Annotated in this window: 16 protein-coding genes; 4 read left to right on the top strand and 12 right to left on the bottom strand. The window is 43.4% G+C overall.

Annotation, left to right across the window (positions count from 1 at the left end; translation table 11 throughout):
* Window positions 1–28 precede the first annotated feature (28 nt).
* Window positions 29–571, bottom strand: coding sequence for an SLOG family protein (locus ECA01S_RS00205; RefSeq protein ID WP_067389308.1), 543 nt, complete (start codon window positions 569–571; stop codon window positions 29–31).
* Between the two features lie 60 nt (window positions 572–631).
* On the opposite strand from ECA01S_RS00205, the gene recU reads away from it, so the two are divergent.
* Together recU and ECA01S_RS00195 are read left to right on the top strand one after the other, a co-directional pair.
* Window positions 632–1,249, top strand: a complete 618-nt coding sequence (recU, locus tag ECA01S_RS00200) for a Holliday junction resolvase RecU (protein ID WP_067389305.1) — start codon at window positions 632–634, stop codon at window positions 1,247–1,249.
* A complete protein-coding gene (locus tag ECA01S_RS00195) occupies window positions 1,239–3,518 on the top strand; it encodes a PBP1A family penicillin-binding protein (protein ID WP_067389302.1) in 2,280 nt (759 codons plus the stop codon). Before recU ends, ECA01S_RS00195 begins: the two co-directional genes overlap by 11 nt.
* 144 nt (window positions 3,519–3,662) lie before the next feature.
* Here the strand turns inward: ECA01S_RS00195 and nth are convergent, their stop codons facing one another.
* The 9 genes from nth to ECA01S_RS00150 form a co-directional block, all read right to left on the bottom strand.
* On the bottom strand, window positions 3,663–4,319 hold the full coding sequence (gene nth, locus ECA01S_RS00190) for an endonuclease III (RefSeq protein WP_067389299.1): 657 nt from the start codon (window positions 4,317–4,319) through the stop codon (window positions 3,663–3,665).
* A complete protein-coding gene (locus tag ECA01S_RS00185) occupies window positions 4,320–5,033 on the bottom strand; it encodes a DnaD domain protein (protein WP_067389296.1) in 714 nt (237 codons plus the stop codon).
* Window positions 5,034–5,149: 116 nt separating this feature from the next.
* Window positions 5,150–5,440, bottom strand: a complete 291-nt coding sequence (locus tag ECA01S_RS00180) for a DUF5960 family protein (RefSeq protein WP_067389293.1) — start codon at window positions 5,438–5,440, stop codon at window positions 5,150–5,152.
* A 62-nt stretch (window positions 5,441–5,502) separates the two neighbouring features.
* Window positions 5,503–6,063 carry a UbiX family flavin prenyltransferase gene (locus tag ECA01S_RS00175; protein WP_067389290.1) on the bottom strand — a complete coding sequence of 187 codons (561 nt, stop codon included), beginning with the start codon at window positions 6,061–6,063 and terminating at the stop codon, window positions 5,503–5,505.
* Window positions 6,042–6,392: a prenylated flavin chaperone LpdD gene (lpdD, locus tag ECA01S_RS00170; protein ID WP_067389288.1), complete on the bottom strand. Its 351-nt coding sequence runs from the start codon at window positions 6,390–6,392 to the stop codon at window positions 6,042–6,044. Before lpdD ends, ECA01S_RS00175 begins: the two co-directional genes overlap by 22 nt.
* A gap of 1 nt (window position 6,393) precedes the next feature.
* A complete protein-coding gene (locus ECA01S_RS00165; protein WP_067389285.1) occupies window positions 6,394–7,020 on the bottom strand; it encodes a YczE/YyaS/YitT family protein in 627 nt (208 codons plus the stop codon).
* Window positions 7,021–7,113: 93 nt separating this feature from the next.
* Complete coding sequence (locus tag ECA01S_RS00160; protein ID WP_067389283.1) at window positions 7,114–8,460, bottom strand: NADH oxidase; 1,347 nt, start codon at window positions 8,458–8,460, stop codon at window positions 7,114–7,116.
* 207 nt (window positions 8,461–8,667) lie between these two features.
* Window positions 8,668–9,045, bottom strand: a complete 378-nt coding sequence (locus tag ECA01S_RS00155; protein WP_067389279.1) for a RidA family protein — start codon at window positions 9,043–9,045, stop codon at window positions 8,668–8,670.
* Complete coding sequence (locus ECA01S_RS00150; protein ID WP_067389277.1) at window positions 9,042–9,491, bottom strand: Fur family transcriptional regulator; 450 nt, start codon at window positions 9,489–9,491, stop codon at window positions 9,042–9,044. The genes ECA01S_RS00155 and ECA01S_RS00150 overlap by 4 nt, the downstream gene beginning before the upstream one ends.
* 153 nt (window positions 9,492–9,644) lie before the next feature.
* On the opposite strand from ECA01S_RS00150, the gene ECA01S_RS00145 reads away from it, so the two are divergent.
* Together ECA01S_RS00145 and mprF are read left to right on the top strand one after the other, a co-directional pair.
* On the top strand, window positions 9,645–10,376 hold the full coding sequence (locus tag ECA01S_RS00145) for an alpha/beta fold hydrolase (RefSeq protein WP_067389275.1): 732 nt from the start codon (window positions 9,645–9,647) through the stop codon (window positions 10,374–10,376).
* Window positions 10,373–12,961 (top strand): bifunctional lysylphosphatidylglycerol flippase/synthetase MprF, encoded by a 2,589-nt coding sequence (gene mprF, locus ECA01S_RS00140; RefSeq protein ID WP_067389273.1) that lies wholly within the window; start codon window positions 10,373–10,375, stop codon window positions 12,959–12,961. The genes ECA01S_RS00145 and mprF overlap by 4 nt, the downstream gene beginning before the upstream one ends.
* 128 nt (window positions 12,962–13,089) lie before the next feature.
* Here mprF and pcp read toward each other — a convergent pair whose 3' ends face one another.
* Window positions 13,090–13,722 carry a pyroglutamyl-peptidase I gene (gene pcp, locus ECA01S_RS00135; protein WP_067389246.1) on the bottom strand — a complete coding sequence of 211 codons (633 nt, stop codon included), beginning with the start codon at window positions 13,720–13,722 and terminating at the stop codon, window positions 13,090–13,092.
* Between the two features lie 68 nt (window positions 13,723–13,790).
* A complete protein-coding gene (gene tuf / locus ECA01S_RS00130; protein WP_067389244.1) occupies window positions 13,791–14,978 on the bottom strand; it encodes an elongation factor Tu in 1,188 nt (395 codons plus the stop codon).
* Window positions 14,979–15,138 lie beyond the last annotated feature (160 nt).

Raw genomic sequence — 15,138 nt, 5'->3', positions numbered from 1 at the left:
TATGAAAAATTACAGAAAATCAAACAGATTATTCGATAATCGTATTTTGCAGGTCATCCATCGTGATAAAATCCAGCAAATAGTCCGTTTGCTCTTGATACGTTCGCGCATCTCGTAGGAACCACTGAGTCTTCCCAGGAAACTCTTCATCATAGACTAACACCGCTCCACCAGTGTGTTGTAATAAAAATTGTGTATGAGCAACTAATTGATTCTTCCCTTCATACGGTCGATGGGATGTACTTTCAACAAAATCCGTTTGGGCACTGATTTCTTGCAAATAAGTTTGGTTGGCCTCATTCCATTTTTCACCAAACCCTTGGTAAGGAAAAATCAAAGCCGTCTTTAATTCCGGATATTCCGGTTGTAAAGCAAACGCCGCCTCCAACGCCCATAATTCTGTTCCGAGATTGCCACTAGTGATCACCCACTCCAAGCCAAGATCGAGATATTCCCGTAGCTTATCCGTCAGTGCGTGTTTGATTACCGTAATTTTGGGGTCTTCTTTTTGAAAAACACCAAATTCAAAGCTGCGATAGCCGCTAAAATATAAAGTTTTCTTTGTTTCCATTCAGAAACTTTCCTTTCTCTTGGTCTTTTTGCTATAATTCAGAACAGGAGTGTGATTAAAATGACATTCCATTATCCTAATGGAACCCCTTATCAACATGATGACCCAAACAAAATAAAAAGACAAGCCCCAACGAAGTCTAAGATCGAGTTTGGCAAACGTGGGATGGATTTCGAAGAAGAGATCAACCGCAGCAACCAGTATTACCTGAATCACGGTACTGCAGTTATTCACAAAAAGCCCACGCCGATCCAAATCGTGAAAGTCGATTACCCGCGTAGAAGTGCTGCTGTGATCAAAGAGGCCTATTTTCGTCATGCCTCCACCACTGATTACAATGGTGTTTACCGCGGTTTTTATCTGGATTTTGAGGCGAAAGAGACCAAAAATAAGACCTCTTTTCCCTTGAAGAACTTTCACCAGCATCAAATCGATCACATGGCGCAATGTCTTGCGCAAGAAGGGGTTTGTTTTGTTCTCATGTGGTTTTCAAGTTTGAATCGCTGTTTCTTCTATCCAGCTGAGACGTTGATCCAGCAGTGGCAAACACTGAAATCAATTACCCTTAGCGAGATTGAATCTTCCGGAATTGAAATCACCATGGGCATCGCCCCACGTATTCCTTATTTAGAAGCAGTGGAACTTTATTTACAAAGGAGACAACAAGATGGCAAATGAGCAATCTCGGGCAACCCGTAGTAGTCGCTCGCAACAATCGAACAAAGCACCTAAGCCTAAAGGTACTGGCAAAAAAAGTGTTGGTAAAATTATTCTCAATATTTTTCTAGGCTTGGTTGCTTTAGGCTGTGTCGCTTTTCTTGCAGGCGTTGGACTTTTCTGGTTTTACGCCAAGGACGCCCCTAAAATCAGCGACAAAGAATTAGAATCACCAGCCTCTGCACAACTTTACTTTGCGGACAATTCACTGATGATGGATCTCGGCACCGAGACTCGCGTAGTTGTAGAGCCTAGTGAGGTACCTCAACAATTGGAAGACGCAATCGTCTCTGTGGAAGACCGCCGTTTTTACAAGCATATTGGCGTTGACCCTATCCGGATCATCGGTTCAGCACTATCCAACTTTACTTCTGGCGGCTTACAAGGGGGGAGTACCCTAACCCAGCAGTTGATCAAATTGTCATACTTCTCTACCAAAGAAGAAGATCAAACTCTGAAACGGAAAGCGCAAGAAGCTTGGATGGCGATCCAATTGGAGAAAGAAAAATCCAAACAAGAAATTCTGACGTACTATATTAATAAAGTTTACATGGCAAATGGCTATTACGGTATGGAAACTGCTTCGGAGCATTACTTTGGTAAAAAGCTCTCTGAACTTGACCTACCACAGACCGCCCTCTTAGCAGGGATGCCGCAAGCACCTAATTCCTATGACCCATACGCCTATCCTGATCAAGCCAAAGAACGACGGGATATCGTGTTATTGACCATGAAGGAAAATGATAAGATTTCTGAAGATGAGTATAAGAAAGCTGTGGCTACACCGATTACTGATGGCTTGAAAAAACAATCCAATAGCGCTTCAGATGATCGCATCTACGACAATCCAGTCAAAGAAGTAATCGCTGAAGTCCAAGCAGCTGGACACGATCCTTATACTGAGGGTCTTAAAATCTATACTACCATTGATAAAGATGCGCAAAATCATTTGTATGATGTCGTCAACAGTGATAAGTACGTTAATTATCCAGATGATGACCTCCAAATTGCCTCTACGATCGTAGACGTGGACACAGGTGCCGTAGTCGCACAAATCGGGGGACGTAAAATCCCCGAGGATGTTCGCTTCGGTCAAAACTTGGCCACAAACACCTTGCGTGACGTAGGTTCTACGATGAAACCAATGGCGGACTATGGACCGGCGTTTGAATACTTACACTTGTCTACCGCTTACCGTCTCGATGATGCACCATTTAAATACCCAGATGGCACCCCACTATATAACTGGGATCGCCAATACTATGGCAATATGACCTTACGAACGGCTCTTGAACTATCACGGAATATTCCAGCCGCTAAGTTATTAGAAGAAGTTGGCTTAGATGACTCCGCGAAATTCATGAAAGGCTTAGGCATCGAATTTCCGACTATGCAGTATTCCAATGCTATTTCCAGTCGTTATACCGGTGGCGATTCTGACAAGAAATATGGTGTTTCTACTGAACGTTTAGCTGGCGCCTATTCTGCCTTTGCTAACGGCGGTACCTATCATAAACCTTATTACGTGAAGAAAATCGTCTTCCAGGATGATACCGAACAATCCTTTGAATCTAAGGGCGAACGCGCCATGACAGATGTCACAGCTTACATGATTACAGACATTCTAAAAGGCGTTATCACGTCAGGAACTGGGAATAATGCGGCGATTGATGGCTTGATTCAAGCCGGTAAAACCGGAACATCCGACTATGGTGAGGATCAAGAAGTTGATGGCGAAGGCGTTCCTGATGTAAGCTTCGTCGGCTATACACGCCATTACAGTGTCGCCGTTTGGGCTGGTTACAATAAGGAATCGCGACCAATCACGGAAGCTTATCAGCAAATTGCCTCTGATGTTTACCGGGAAGCGATGACTGAAATGGCAAGTAAAGTGTCCAATGATGATTGGGAAATGCCTAATGGCGTAACCCGAATTGGCGGTGAGCTTTACCAAGATGGCTATAACCAAATACCACAAAGTTCTGTTTCAACACCGCCATCTTCGACAACTGAATCAACAACAGAGTCGACGGAATCAACAGAATCCTCTGAAGAATCTAGCGAGTCTTCCAGCTCAACTGAAGAATCAAAAGAGCCGGAATCCTCAACACCACCGTCTAGTTCTTCCGAGCCTGAACCTTCTAGCAGCAGTGCGCCGCCAGAAAGTTCTACCACCCCGCCAAGCAGCTCGCAACCAACTGAAGAAACACAACAGTCCTCGGCGGCTTGATGCCTCTTTAAACAATTTATTAAGCTGTAAACATACTCTAGTGGAGTTGTTTACAGCTTTTTTTGATCGATTAAAGTAGTGGCGTAGCAGAGACAAAAAAACGTGTTGAATTGCCTATACGGCTGTTCAACACGTTTTTTAAATTTATTTTGCTTGTTTAATACCCAAGCGTTTTTGTCCATCCTGACACATATACAGGAGTGGGCAGCCTTCACACTTAGGGGCACGAGCCAAGCAATAATAGCGTCCGAAAAAAATCATTCGGTGATGAGCGTCGACCCAGATAGACTCTGGCAGCTTCTTCATGAGCGTCTCTTCTACTTCCAAAACAGAGGCGCTCTGTTTGCAGATACGCAGGCGTTTAGAGACACGTTCTACGTGAGTGTCTACTGCAATCGCCGGCACGCCAAACGCATCGCCCAACACCACGTTTGCTGTTTTACGGCCAACGCCAGGTAACCGCATCAGTTCCTCTCGCGTATGAGGTACTGTGCCGCCAAAATCATCTAACAGCATTTGGGCACAATTTTTAATGTTTTTTGCTTTGTTCCGATAGAGTCCAATTGTCTTGATCTTAGCCATAACATCTTCTAATGGAGCTTGAGCTAAGGCTTCCGGTGTAGGATAAGCAGCAAACAGCGCTGGGGTTGCTTTGTTAACGCCGACATCCGTCGCTTGAGCACTAAGAATCACGGCAATCAATAGTTCAAAGCTATTGCGGTGGACTAATTCCCCATGAGCATCGGGAAACATTTCACCCATGATGCGAATTGCTTCTTGCGTTTTCGCTTTTGACAGCACTTAGTCCCCTCCCTTTTTAGGATCTAGCCAGTTGTACAAAGGCACTTTAGGCACATCACTCTGCTTAGTGGTGTCCTCCCCATTGCGTAGTTGGCCCCGTTTACGTAATTGTTGCTCCCGCTCTACCTGATCTTTCGTGCGGATATTTTTCCGTTCCCATGACAATAAGATGCGATCCATATATTTTAACGAATAAGCTTGATTTAAAACGGCTTCCTTCAATGCTAGCTGGATTAACTCCGGTGCATATTGGTCCGTTTTGATCCATTCGTCTACTGTTTGCATCTCAATTGGCGAAAGTGTTCGCCCAAATTCTTGTTGAATATTTTGATAAACCTTATCCACGGCAACCTCTTGCTCGTCTAAGACTTCCTTCTGCTGGCGTTTGTCTAAATATTCGCCAATTCGGTCAAAAAGCAGTGTCAAATCATAACGGTCGATGAGCTGGCCTTGGGCTGTTTGTTGTGTATCAATCGCTAACATGTTCTTTTTAGAAAGTTGTTCTAAGCTGCCATATAGCGAATCGACTGCGATGCCTAATTGTTGCGCAATTTTGGCGACATCTGGGAAAGCTTCCCCGCGTTTTTGGGCTTTGTATAATTGCAGCCAGAGCAACAATTCCTCGGCTGTTAGTCCAATATGATGATAATGGTCGAATACTAGATCGGAAACAGCGGTCTCCCCCGCCGTCAAATAGTCTTTAATAGTTAACATGCTGATCCCTACTTTCCAATTCAGTATACTATAAAATCCTCACTCATTGGATAACTGACACTCATTTTAGACGACAAAAAAGACCAACGAAAGTTCGTTGGTCAAAAAAGTAATCCTTAAGCTTGTTCCTCGTCACGAAAATCTTCCAGCTCATACGGTTCCCCTGTATAGGTATAAACCGTGCTTAGGGTGCCATCGTTTTCGTCTGTTAAAATCGTCCGGTCAAAAGGAAACGCGTGGACTTTGCCATCAACCGTTTTGCTACCTGGTAGGCGGAAATGGTTGGCCTGCGTCCGATCCAACTGGGTTTTGACGGTTTCAGCGATTTCAGCTAGTGGCAACGGTGTTTTCGCCACTTTCTTATAATCTGTCATAAAAGCATCTTGTTCTTTAAAAAATTCCATCATGATCATCACCTCATTCTTATTTTATCATAGAAAAAGTTTTCTTGAGGCTTTTAAGCCTTTACTTATTTTTCACCGGTGTAGCGATGCTCATTACGAGTATGTAACCCCATTTGATCTAACAGCTTCATCACATGATGGTTGATTACATCATCTAAACTCGTTGGATGATTATAAAAGCCTGGCATGGGCGGCACAATCCGTGCGCCAGCTTGGGCTAATTTCAACAGATTCTCGAGATGGATCGTACTTAACGGTGTTTCTCTCGGTGACAGGATTAAAGGGCGACCTTCCTTTAGGCAAACGTCCGCAGCTCTAGCAATCAGATTGTCTGAAAAGCCATGAGCAATGCTCGCGCAAGTCTTCATACTGGCAGGCACGATAAACATACCATCGTATAGAAAGGAGCCACTAGCAATACTAGCCCCTAGCTGGTCCACATCATGCAATTCATCCGCTAAACTCGCTAAAGACGTTTCACCAAGTTCTAAGCGAATATTTTCCATGCCCCATTTAGACACGACTAAATGCGTATGAACTCCTTGCTTTTTCAATGCTTCCAGCAAGCGAACCCCATAAATGGCTCCTGATGCCCCACTGATACCTACGACATATTGTTTAGCCATTTGATTACTCCTTCAACAAGCAACTCTAATTCTTTCGTTGCTGCTTGTAATTCTGTTTTAGTTAGACCGTCAAAATGAACCCCACTGACAACGAAAAAGTTTCCCTTAAAGACTTGGCGAATCCGAACACTCCAAGACTCAGTAATGTAGAACTCTTTATGGGTTTGCAGCTGTACCGTTTGTAACGGTTCTAGGCGGGTACCCGCTGTGACAACACCCAAGTGTGGCTGATCGCCACCAGTGACGGTGATGAGGACATCTGGGCCAATTAAACTGGCCGTGACTTTTACCGGCCGTCCGTAAATTGCTACTTCTTCTTGATAATCCATCTTACTCTCCTGCTAATTGATTGATCCATTTAACACTGAACTTATTCCATAAGCCAATCAAAGGGCCCATGAAGAAAGCCGTAATGACGGTCCCAACACCGATTGGTCCACCGGCGAAAAAAGCCAATGTTACAAAGGCTAAGTCTTGAATGACCCGCACAACGCGGTAAGGCCAGTTTGTGTGATCCACAATTACTGGCGCCAAGGCATCATAAGGTGCGCTCCCTAAATCTGCCGACATATAAAAACTGGTTCCCAGTGAAAATAGAAAAATACCAATCACTAAAAAGACCGCTTGACTAGCAAGTGTAATAGAAAAATGGAAGCTTTCCAATAATGGCGTCATCAAGTCAATGAAAAAGCCAGCCAATACCATATTGATGACGGTACCTAAACCAATATACTTACGACCAAAGATAAAAATCCCCAAAGCCATAATCAGATTGACGCCTAATTGATACACACCTAGTGACAAGCCAAACTTGGCGCCCATCCCAATATTTGAAGCTGTAAAGGGATCCAGTCCCAGTAAACCTACCCGTAAGATTGTAGCTCCTAAGGCCAAAATCGCCACTCCCAAAAGAGCCGCTAAGGTACGAACGAGCCAGGCTCGACCGCTTTTTTTCATCTTGTTCCCTCTCTTCTTGAATCTCCCCTTTATTATACAAAACCCTTTTATAAAAGCAAAGAGGACAGTCTCCTGTCCTCTTACCGATATAAATTAAGCGTTAATTTCTGCCAGTGCGGCTTGCGCCAACAGATTCAAGTAGTTCCAAGGACGGTCAAAATGTGGTTGGAAGAAGAAGTCAGAAATCGCTAAATCTTCCACCGTCATTTTATTTTGTACCGCCAATGATAACGTGTTGGCAGATTGTGTCACATCATATTTCGACATCAACTGACCACCCACAATGCGGTTCGTTCCTTTTTCATAAACCAATTCCATTAAAACATTTTCCGTTGTTGGCATGAATTCTGGCCGGTAGTTATCTTCAAACAAGGTTGCTTCAACATCTAGACCGTTCAGTTTAGCACTTTCCAAGGTCACACCAGTCGAACCAATCGTCCAGCCAAACAAGTATAAGCCAGAAGTTCCTTGTGTTCCGCGGTAAGGCATTACTTGCTCGGTCAAGTTTTTCCCAACCAACAAGCCTTGACGGACGGCATTAGTTGCCAACGGAATATAGTTATTCGTGGCACTTGGGTTGTAGTGAACCACTGCACTGTCACCGGCTGCGAAAATTGCTGGATCACTTGTTTGCATATAATCATTCACGACAATGGCGCCATTTGGCAGCATGTCCACTTTATCTTTCAATAAGCCCGTGTTAGGACGGAAGCCAACACATAGAATAACCATGTCAGCATCAAATTTACCGCTCTTAGTTCTTACAGATTGAACGTTACCAGCTTCATCGGCTACAAACTCTTCCACATTTTCACCTAAAGCTAATGTTACACCACGATCAACTAAATCTTTTTCTAAAACATCTGTAAATGGTTTGTCTAGATATTTGTTTAAAATGCGGTCTAATCCGTCAATCAAGGTTACTTCCTTACCTGATTCTACAAAAGCTTCGACTAACTCAATCCCAATATAACCTCCACCTACGATGACGATTTTATTGGCATTTTCAGCCTTCGCAATGATTTCATTGGCTTGATTGTAGTTTTTACATAATTGGATATTTTTTGATTCAATGCCTTTGATTGGCGGCACGATTGGCCAGGAACCAGAAGTCATCACAAGTTTGTCATAAGAAACGGTTTCTTCAGCACCAGTTTTTAAATCTTTTGCGGTAACAGTTTTATTTTCAGTGTCGATATTGGTCACGTCATGTTCCATTTTGACATTGGCACCCAGTGATTTCAATTCTTCAGGGTTAGAGTAGAACAAGCCGGCTGGATCTTTAACAACGCCGCCTACATAAAGGGCGATCCCACAAGATAGAAATGAAACATTGTCATTTCGTTCATAAACTGTAACCTCTACATCTTTTTGGTTCGCTAAAATACTTTTAACAGCTGCTGTCCCAGCGTGGGTACATCCTACAACTACAACTTTCACGGAAAATCCCTTCTTTCTAAAAAATCGTCCTAATGACGTTTATTACTTTGTAATTATAGCAAACTAATAACGCCTTCAAAAACAATATACTTGTGAAGTCGCCTGCTATTTTTTCACAATATCTCAATAATTTCCCGTAATTCAACCAAAAAAAGCCGAGAATATCTCTATTCTCAGCTTGTGAATCAAATTCTCAATTAGAAAACTTTAATTTACAGAAGCAATGACTTCGATCTCAATCAGCACATCTTTGGGTAAGCGGGCTACTTCCACCGCAGAACGAGAAGGCAGATGATCCTTGAAGGCTGTTGCATAGACTTCGTTAAAAGCCGCAAAATCATTCATATCTTTCATGAAGCAGGTTGTTTTAACCACTCGGTCAAAATCAGAACCGGCGGCCGTCAAAATACCTTCAATATTTTTCAAGACTTGGCGTGTTTGCTCTTCGATCGTTGTACCCACCACCTCACCTGTTGCAGGATCTAATGGTACTTGACCGGAGGCGAAAAGCAGTCCGCCAATCACATTTCCTTGAGCGTATGGCCCGATAGCTTTTGGTGCTTGATCTGTTTGGATCGTCTTCATTCTGTTACCTCCTTATTATGTACAGCTTGACACTCTGGACAAAGTCCGTAAAGTTCCAAACGATGTTCATTGATGGTAAAGCCTGTCAGCTGGCTGGCTGCAGATTCCACATCATCAAGTCCCGGATAATGGAAGTCGACGATCTTGCCACAATTTTGACAAATTGCGTGATAATGCCGATGTGAACTAAAGTCAAAACGACTAGAGGCATCGCCATATGACATTTCTTGCACAAAACCGATTTCAGTAAATAAGCGCAGATTGTTATAAACAGTTGCCACACTCATACTTGGAAAACGCTCCTCAAGGGCCCGATAAATTTCATCGGCAGTTGGATGGCTATGATTTTCAATCAAATATTCTAAAATAGCATAACGCTGTGGAGTAATGCGAATATTGGCGGATTTCAGTTGTTGGACGGCATTTTCGACCATTTGAGTACTCATTGTTGTTCCTCCTCTCCACCTTTTTCTTAAATAATACTATTTCTAAATAAGATTGTCTAGCATCTGTCTATACCAGACTTGATTTTCTGGCCTTTGCGCCCCTAATATTGGGCATCTTTTCAAAAACACGTTATACTTAAAGTAGGTGATGTTATGAAAGTACGAAATAAATATGCGACGATGACCGATGGCACGCGCATTCATTATCAAACGCTAGGCCACGGCGAACCCTTGATTCTGCTACATGGCAACGGCGGCAGTCTAAACTATTTCAAATATCAATTTGTCCCATTAGCCAAACACTTTCGGGTGATTGCACTGGATAGTCGCGGACATGGCAAGTCCAACAATTTAGCTTCTAGTCTCAGCTTTCAACTGATGGCAAGCGATTTAGCCACCGTCATGGCGCTGGAAAATATTCAACAGGCTGATATCTTAGGCTTTAGTGATGGTGCGAACTATGCGCTAGTCTTCACTAAAATGTATCCTGAAAAAGTCCGGAAACTGGTTTTGAATGCCGGTAATACGACTTTCTTTGGCCTACGCTTTACCGCCCGCATCGTATCTTACCTGGAATATGCGGCGGTCAAAATGGCCAGCATCTTCTCTAAAAAGGCGCAACAATTTTTACCGGTTGCCGGTCTGTTGCTCCATGATATCGGTGTCTCCACACAAGACCTTAAAAAGATCCAGCAACCCGCCTTAGTGATCGTGGGGAAACATGATTTAATCAAATTGTCGCATTCTTTGTATTTAACTGATACGCTACCTCATTCATCGCTGGTATTAGTACCTAAGCAAGGACATACCGTAGCGCGCAAAGACGCGGACAATTTTAATCAACTCGTCTTACAATTCTTAATGGAAAAGCAGGTGACCCAATGAAAAATATCGTTCAATGGATCAAAGACCGTTTAGGCTTGATCAAATCCGTCTTTGTCGTTTCGGTCGTTGTGATCGTTGTAGCTGAGCTATTCTCCATCAGTAAAAGTATCAACTTCCAGCAATTATCCAATATCTTCGCCGATTTGCCTTTATGGAAAATCTTATTGATGTTGGTGATTGGCTTAGTCGCCGTAGTGCCTATGGTAGGCTATGATGTGATTTTGAATCGCATCTTAAAGCAGAAACCGAAGCCGCAATACCTTTTTGAAACCTCTTGGTTAATCAATACCATCAACAATGTCGCCGGTTTTGGCGGTCTCATTAGTATTGGCTTGCGCTCCGAATTTTACGGGAAAGAGGCCGAGGGAAAAGATGTTGCCAAAGCACTTTCAAAGATTTTTCTCTTCTTAATGTCTGGTTTATCGATTTTCAGTTTGATTGGCTTTTTACTGCTGCGGCTGGATCACGTTCCTAGCTATGTTGACCAGTATTGGATCTGGCTTCTAGGCGGCTCTCTTTATTTCCCAGTTGTTTTCATTATTTCTGTTGTGAAAAAAGAGGGTTATGTGGGCGGACTAGCTGCTAGTGACCGTCTAGGCCTGGTTCTGACCTCATTTCTAGAATGGGCTGGCGTGTTAGGCAGCTTTTTAGCAATCGGACAGTTAATGGGCATTTCCGTTCGTCCAACTGTGGTTATTCTCCTTTTCATCGCAGCTTCCGTGATTGGGATTGTCTCGATGATTCCCGGCGAACTAGGAAGTTTCGATCTGATGATGATTATTGGCTTATCAGCTGTTGGCGTCAATCGTGAACAAGTCGTTGCCTGGATTTTGCTTTATCGTCTTTTCTACTATATTATTCCATTTTTCATTGGCTGCGTCTTTTTCGCCAAAAACCTCAGTGGCAGTCTAAATGATCGTTACAACGGATTACCGAAGGACTTAGCCACCGAAATGGCCCATAAAATCGTCGTATTCCTTTTATATTTCTCTGGGGTCATGATGGTGCTATCAGCCACTATTCCCCAAGCATTCCAAGAATTCAAATGGCTGGCGCGGCTAAATCCCCTCTCCTTCCATTTAGTTTCACAATTTCCAAGTATTCTATTGGGATTCTTGTTAATTATTATGGGGCGTGGAATTGCGGCTCGCGTTAAACGAGCCTATCTGCCAACTATCATTACCTTGGCTGTTGCACTGGGCTATACAATTTTCCTTGATTTTTCTTGGGGCGTGATTGGTTATCTTGGGATTCTATTGGTGATTGTAATCTTTTCTAAACCAGAACTCTTCCGCGAACAACTGGTTTACAGTTGGGAGATGCGCACCTTTGACGGCGTCATCTTCGCTGCTTTGACCTTACTCTATCTTGGAATCGGCGTTTACAATCTACCCCGGTTTCCGCACCATAATCATCGCTTTGTGTCCTTTTTATTTTTCCCATCAGAGAAGGTCTGGTTATCAGGATTCCTAGCGATTATCTTAATGACGCTATTTATCTATCTTTTCTTGCGCTACTTAGGTGGTGTCAAACATCAATTAGGTGAACCCGTCAATGATGCACGCGTCCTAAAATTACTCGACACTTACGGTGGTAACGGTGACTCGCAATTGATATTTTTGAAGGATAAAGTCATGTCTCTTTATAAAAATGACGAGGGAGAGGAAACGGTTCTCTTCCAATTTAAGACTTATAACGACAAAGTCGTCTTAATGGGAGATCCATCTGGTAAGAAGTCTGATTTTCCAGCAGCATTGGCTCAGCTAGTCAATGAAGCCGATCGTTGGGGTTATCATCTGGTACTCTATGAAGTGACCGAAGAATTCGTCCTAATGATGCACGACTTCGGCTATGACTTCATGAAGATGGGGGAAGAAGCCCATGTGGATCTACCAACATTTACTACCAGTGGCAAGAAAATGAAGAGCCAACGCGCCGTCTTGAATCGAATCGAACGGGAAAATTATCAATTTGAAGTGGTAAATCCACCCTTCAGTGATGATTTTATGAACGAACTGCAAGCTGTCTCAGACGAATGGTTAGCGGGACGTCGTGAAAAAGGCTTCTCCTTAGGTTATTTTTCACGTGATTACCTCAGTCATGCCCCCATTGCTGTCGTTAAGGATGAACAGGGTGCGATTGTCAGTTTTGCTAACTTTATGCCTACCTACTCAAAAGAAGAAGGCACGATCGACTTAATGCGCCACAGCAAGAGCGCCCCATCTGGCGTTATGGACTTCCTCTTCATCCATCTGTTTGATTATATGCGAGATGAAGGTGTGCAGTTTTTCAATCTAGGCATGGCACCATTAGCCAACGTGGGAACCTCTCGCAAGAGCTTTTTCCAAGAGCGCGTGGCTTCCTTGATTTATCAATTTGGTAGTCGCTTCTATTCCTTCCAAGGGTTGAAGGATTATAAAGAAAAATATGCTACCTCTTGGATTTCAAAATATACCTTGTACTCTCGTGACAGTTCCTTGATTTATGTCATGTTGGTATTACTAATCATTGACAACGCCCCTGTTGATCAACGCAAACCCATGCATGGGGTCAAACGAATCATTAAACACATCATTGAACGCTAAAAAATACAAAGAAGCTCCAGTCAGCAGCACTTTTTGAAGTGTCGTCATCCCGAAAGTTAGATTTCTGGTCTAACTTTCGGGGGTCGATACAAAGTGTTTTGCTAACTGGAGTTTTTTCTGCTCCGATTTTAATGAGTCGTACCTTCAATGGCGGTGATGTCAGACTCATGAATAATAGCCGCCTCAATGGCTGCCGTCAAGCCCTTGACGATATCAGTCAAGTTCATTGAAGGAGCTGTTTTGGCTACGGTTTGACTAGGGATAAACGGCACATGAATGAACCCCGCCCGCGCAGAAGTGCCATTCGTCGCGAATAGCGCTTGATACATCAAGTGGTTACACACAAAGGTACCAGCCGAATTCGACACACTGGCTGGTAATCCTGCTTGACGAATTGCCGCCACCATTGCTTTGATTGGTAATGAGCTGAAATAAGCAGCTTCACCCGTGGCTTGAATCACCTCATCCAACGGCTGATTCCCTGCATTATCGGGAATACGGGCATCGTCTAAGTTGATGGCAACTCGTTCAACGGTGATACCATTACGGCCTCCAGCTTGTCCTACCAGAATCACTAAGTCAGGCTGATGGGTCAAAATGGCTTCTTGTAAAACGGCACCTGATTCACCAAAAATAGTCGGAACCTCCAGCTTAATAACCGGTTGTTCCAGTAATACATCGGGAAGTCTTTTCACCGCTTCCCAGGCGGGATTGATGGACTCGCCACCAAAAGGATCGAATCCTGTTACTAAAATCGTCATAATGTCACCTCTTTTCAAAGTATAACAAAAAACCCATCCCTTTTGAAAGAGATGGGTTATAAAGTCGCTTACGCTTCGATTTCAGTAACGATACCTGAACCAACGGTACGTCCGCCTTCACGAATAGAGAACGTTGTTCCGTTTTCTACAGCGATTGGGTGGATCAAATCAACGTCGATAGTTACGTTATCGCCAGGCATTACCATTTCAACGCCTTCTGGTAACGTAATAGTACCTGTTACGTCAGTTGTACGGAAGTAGAATTGTGGACGATAGTTGTTAAAGAATGGTGTATGACGACCACCTTCTTCTTTCGTCAATACATAAACTTCTGCTTTGAATTTTGTATGTGGTGTGATTGAACCTGGTTTAGCTAATACTTGACCACGTTCGATTTCGTCACGTGTGATACCACGTAGCAAGACCCCAACGTTATCGCCGGCTTCACCGTAGTCTAATGTTTTACGGAACATTTCGACACCAGTTACAACGGCTTTTTGTGTTTCAGGTTTGATCCCTACGATTTCAACTTCTTCCCCAACGCGGATAGTCCCACGGTCGATACGACCAGAGGCAACAGTCCCACGTCCAGTAATTGAGAAAACATCTTCCACTGGCAACAATAATGGTTTGTCAGTGTCACGTTCTGGTGTTGGGATGTATTCGTCAACAGTATCCATCAATTCTAAGATAACTTCTTCTGCTGAAGGGTCGCCTTCTAGAGCTTTCAAAGCGGAACCTTTCAAGACAGGAATATCGTCACCTGGGAAATCATATTCAGAAAGTAATTCACGTACTTCCATTTCGACTAAGTCGATCAATTCTTCGTCGTCAACTAAGTCAACTTTGTTCAAGAAGACGATTAGGTTTTTAACCCCAACTTGACGAGATAATAGAATGTGTTCACGAGTTTGTGGCATAGGGCCGTCAGTTGCAGATACAACTAAGATGGCACCATCCATTTGGGCTGCCCCAGTGATCATGTTTTTAACGTAGTCCGCGTGCCCTGGTGCGTCGATATGCGCATAGTGGCGAGCTTCTGTTTCGTACTCAACGTGAGCGGTGTTGATAGTGATACCACGTTCACGTTCTTCAGGTGCGGCATCAATGCTGGCATAATCCTGAGGGTTTGCCAGGCCTTTTTTACCTAGAACGGTAGTGATAGCGGCTGTCAGGGTTGTTTTCCCGTGGTCGACATGGCCGATGGTACCGATATTTACGTGTGGTTTACTTCTGTCATAATGTTCTTTTGCCATTTTACAAACCTCCTAAAATCTTTAGAAAAATCAGGATGCCATAATTGATGTTCCCTGACCTTCATGAACTTATTATATACGTTTTTTGAAAACACGCAACGATTTTGACTTGCGGGCCTTGAAAATGGTTTATCGTGTTCAAAAAATCAGCTCCATGTTA

The organism is Enterococcus canis NBRC 100695 (assembly GCF_001544375.1).
In the GTDB taxonomy this organism is placed as follows: Bacteria; Bacillota; Bacilli; order Lactobacillales; family Enterococcaceae; genus Enterococcus_H; species Enterococcus_H canis.
This window is presented reverse-complemented; position numbering and strand designations above follow the sequence as displayed.

Coding starts and splice junctions, on each gene's coding strand:
- pcp (WP_067389246.1), bottom strand. CDS start 13,722: ATGACGATTTTAGTAACAGGATTCGATCCTTTTGGTGGCGAGTCCATC.
- ECA01S_RS00180 (WP_067389293.1), bottom strand. CDS start 5,440: ATGATGGAATTTTTTAAAGAACAAGATGCTTTTATGACAGATTATAAG.
- ECA01S_RS00145 (WP_067389275.1), top strand. CDS start 9,645: ATGAAAGTACGAAATAAATATGCGACGATGACCGATGGCACGCGCATT.
- ECA01S_RS00165 (WP_067389285.1), bottom strand. CDS start 7,020: ATGAAAAAAAGCGGTCGAGCCTGGCTCGTTCGTACCTTAGCGGCTCTT.
- ECA01S_RS00150 (WP_067389277.1), bottom strand. CDS start 9,491: ATGAGTACTCAAATGGTCGAAAATGCCGTCCAACAACTGAAATCCGCC.
- tuf (WP_067389244.1), bottom strand. CDS start 14,978: ATGGCAAAAGAACATTATGACAGAAGTAAACCACACGTAAATATCGGT.
- ECA01S_RS00185 (WP_067389296.1), bottom strand. CDS start 5,033: ATGTTAACTATTAAAGACTATTTGACGGCGGGGGAGACCGCTGTTTCC.
- ECA01S_RS00195 (WP_067389302.1), top strand. CDS start 1,239: ATGGCAAATGAGCAATCTCGGGCAACCCGTAGTAGTCGCTCGCAACAA.
- ECA01S_RS00155 (WP_067389279.1), bottom strand. CDS start 9,045: ATGAAGACGATCCAAACAGATCAAGCACCAAAAGCTATCGGGCCATAC.
- lpdD (WP_067389288.1), bottom strand. CDS start 6,392: ATGGATTATCAAGAAGAAGTAGCAATTTACGGACGGCCGGTAAAAGTC.
- mprF (WP_067389273.1), top strand. CDS start 10,373: ATGAAAAATATCGTTCAATGGATCAAAGACCGTTTAGGCTTGATCAAA.
- recU (WP_067389305.1), top strand. CDS start 632: ATGACATTCCATTATCCTAATGGAACCCCTTATCAACATGATGACCCA.
- ECA01S_RS00205 (WP_067389308.1), bottom strand. CDS start 571: ATGGAAACAAAGAAAACTTTATATTTTAGCGGCTATCGCAGCTTTGAA.
- ECA01S_RS00175 (WP_067389290.1), bottom strand. CDS start 6,063: ATGGCTAAACAATATGTCGTAGGTATCAGTGGGGCATCAGGAGCCATT.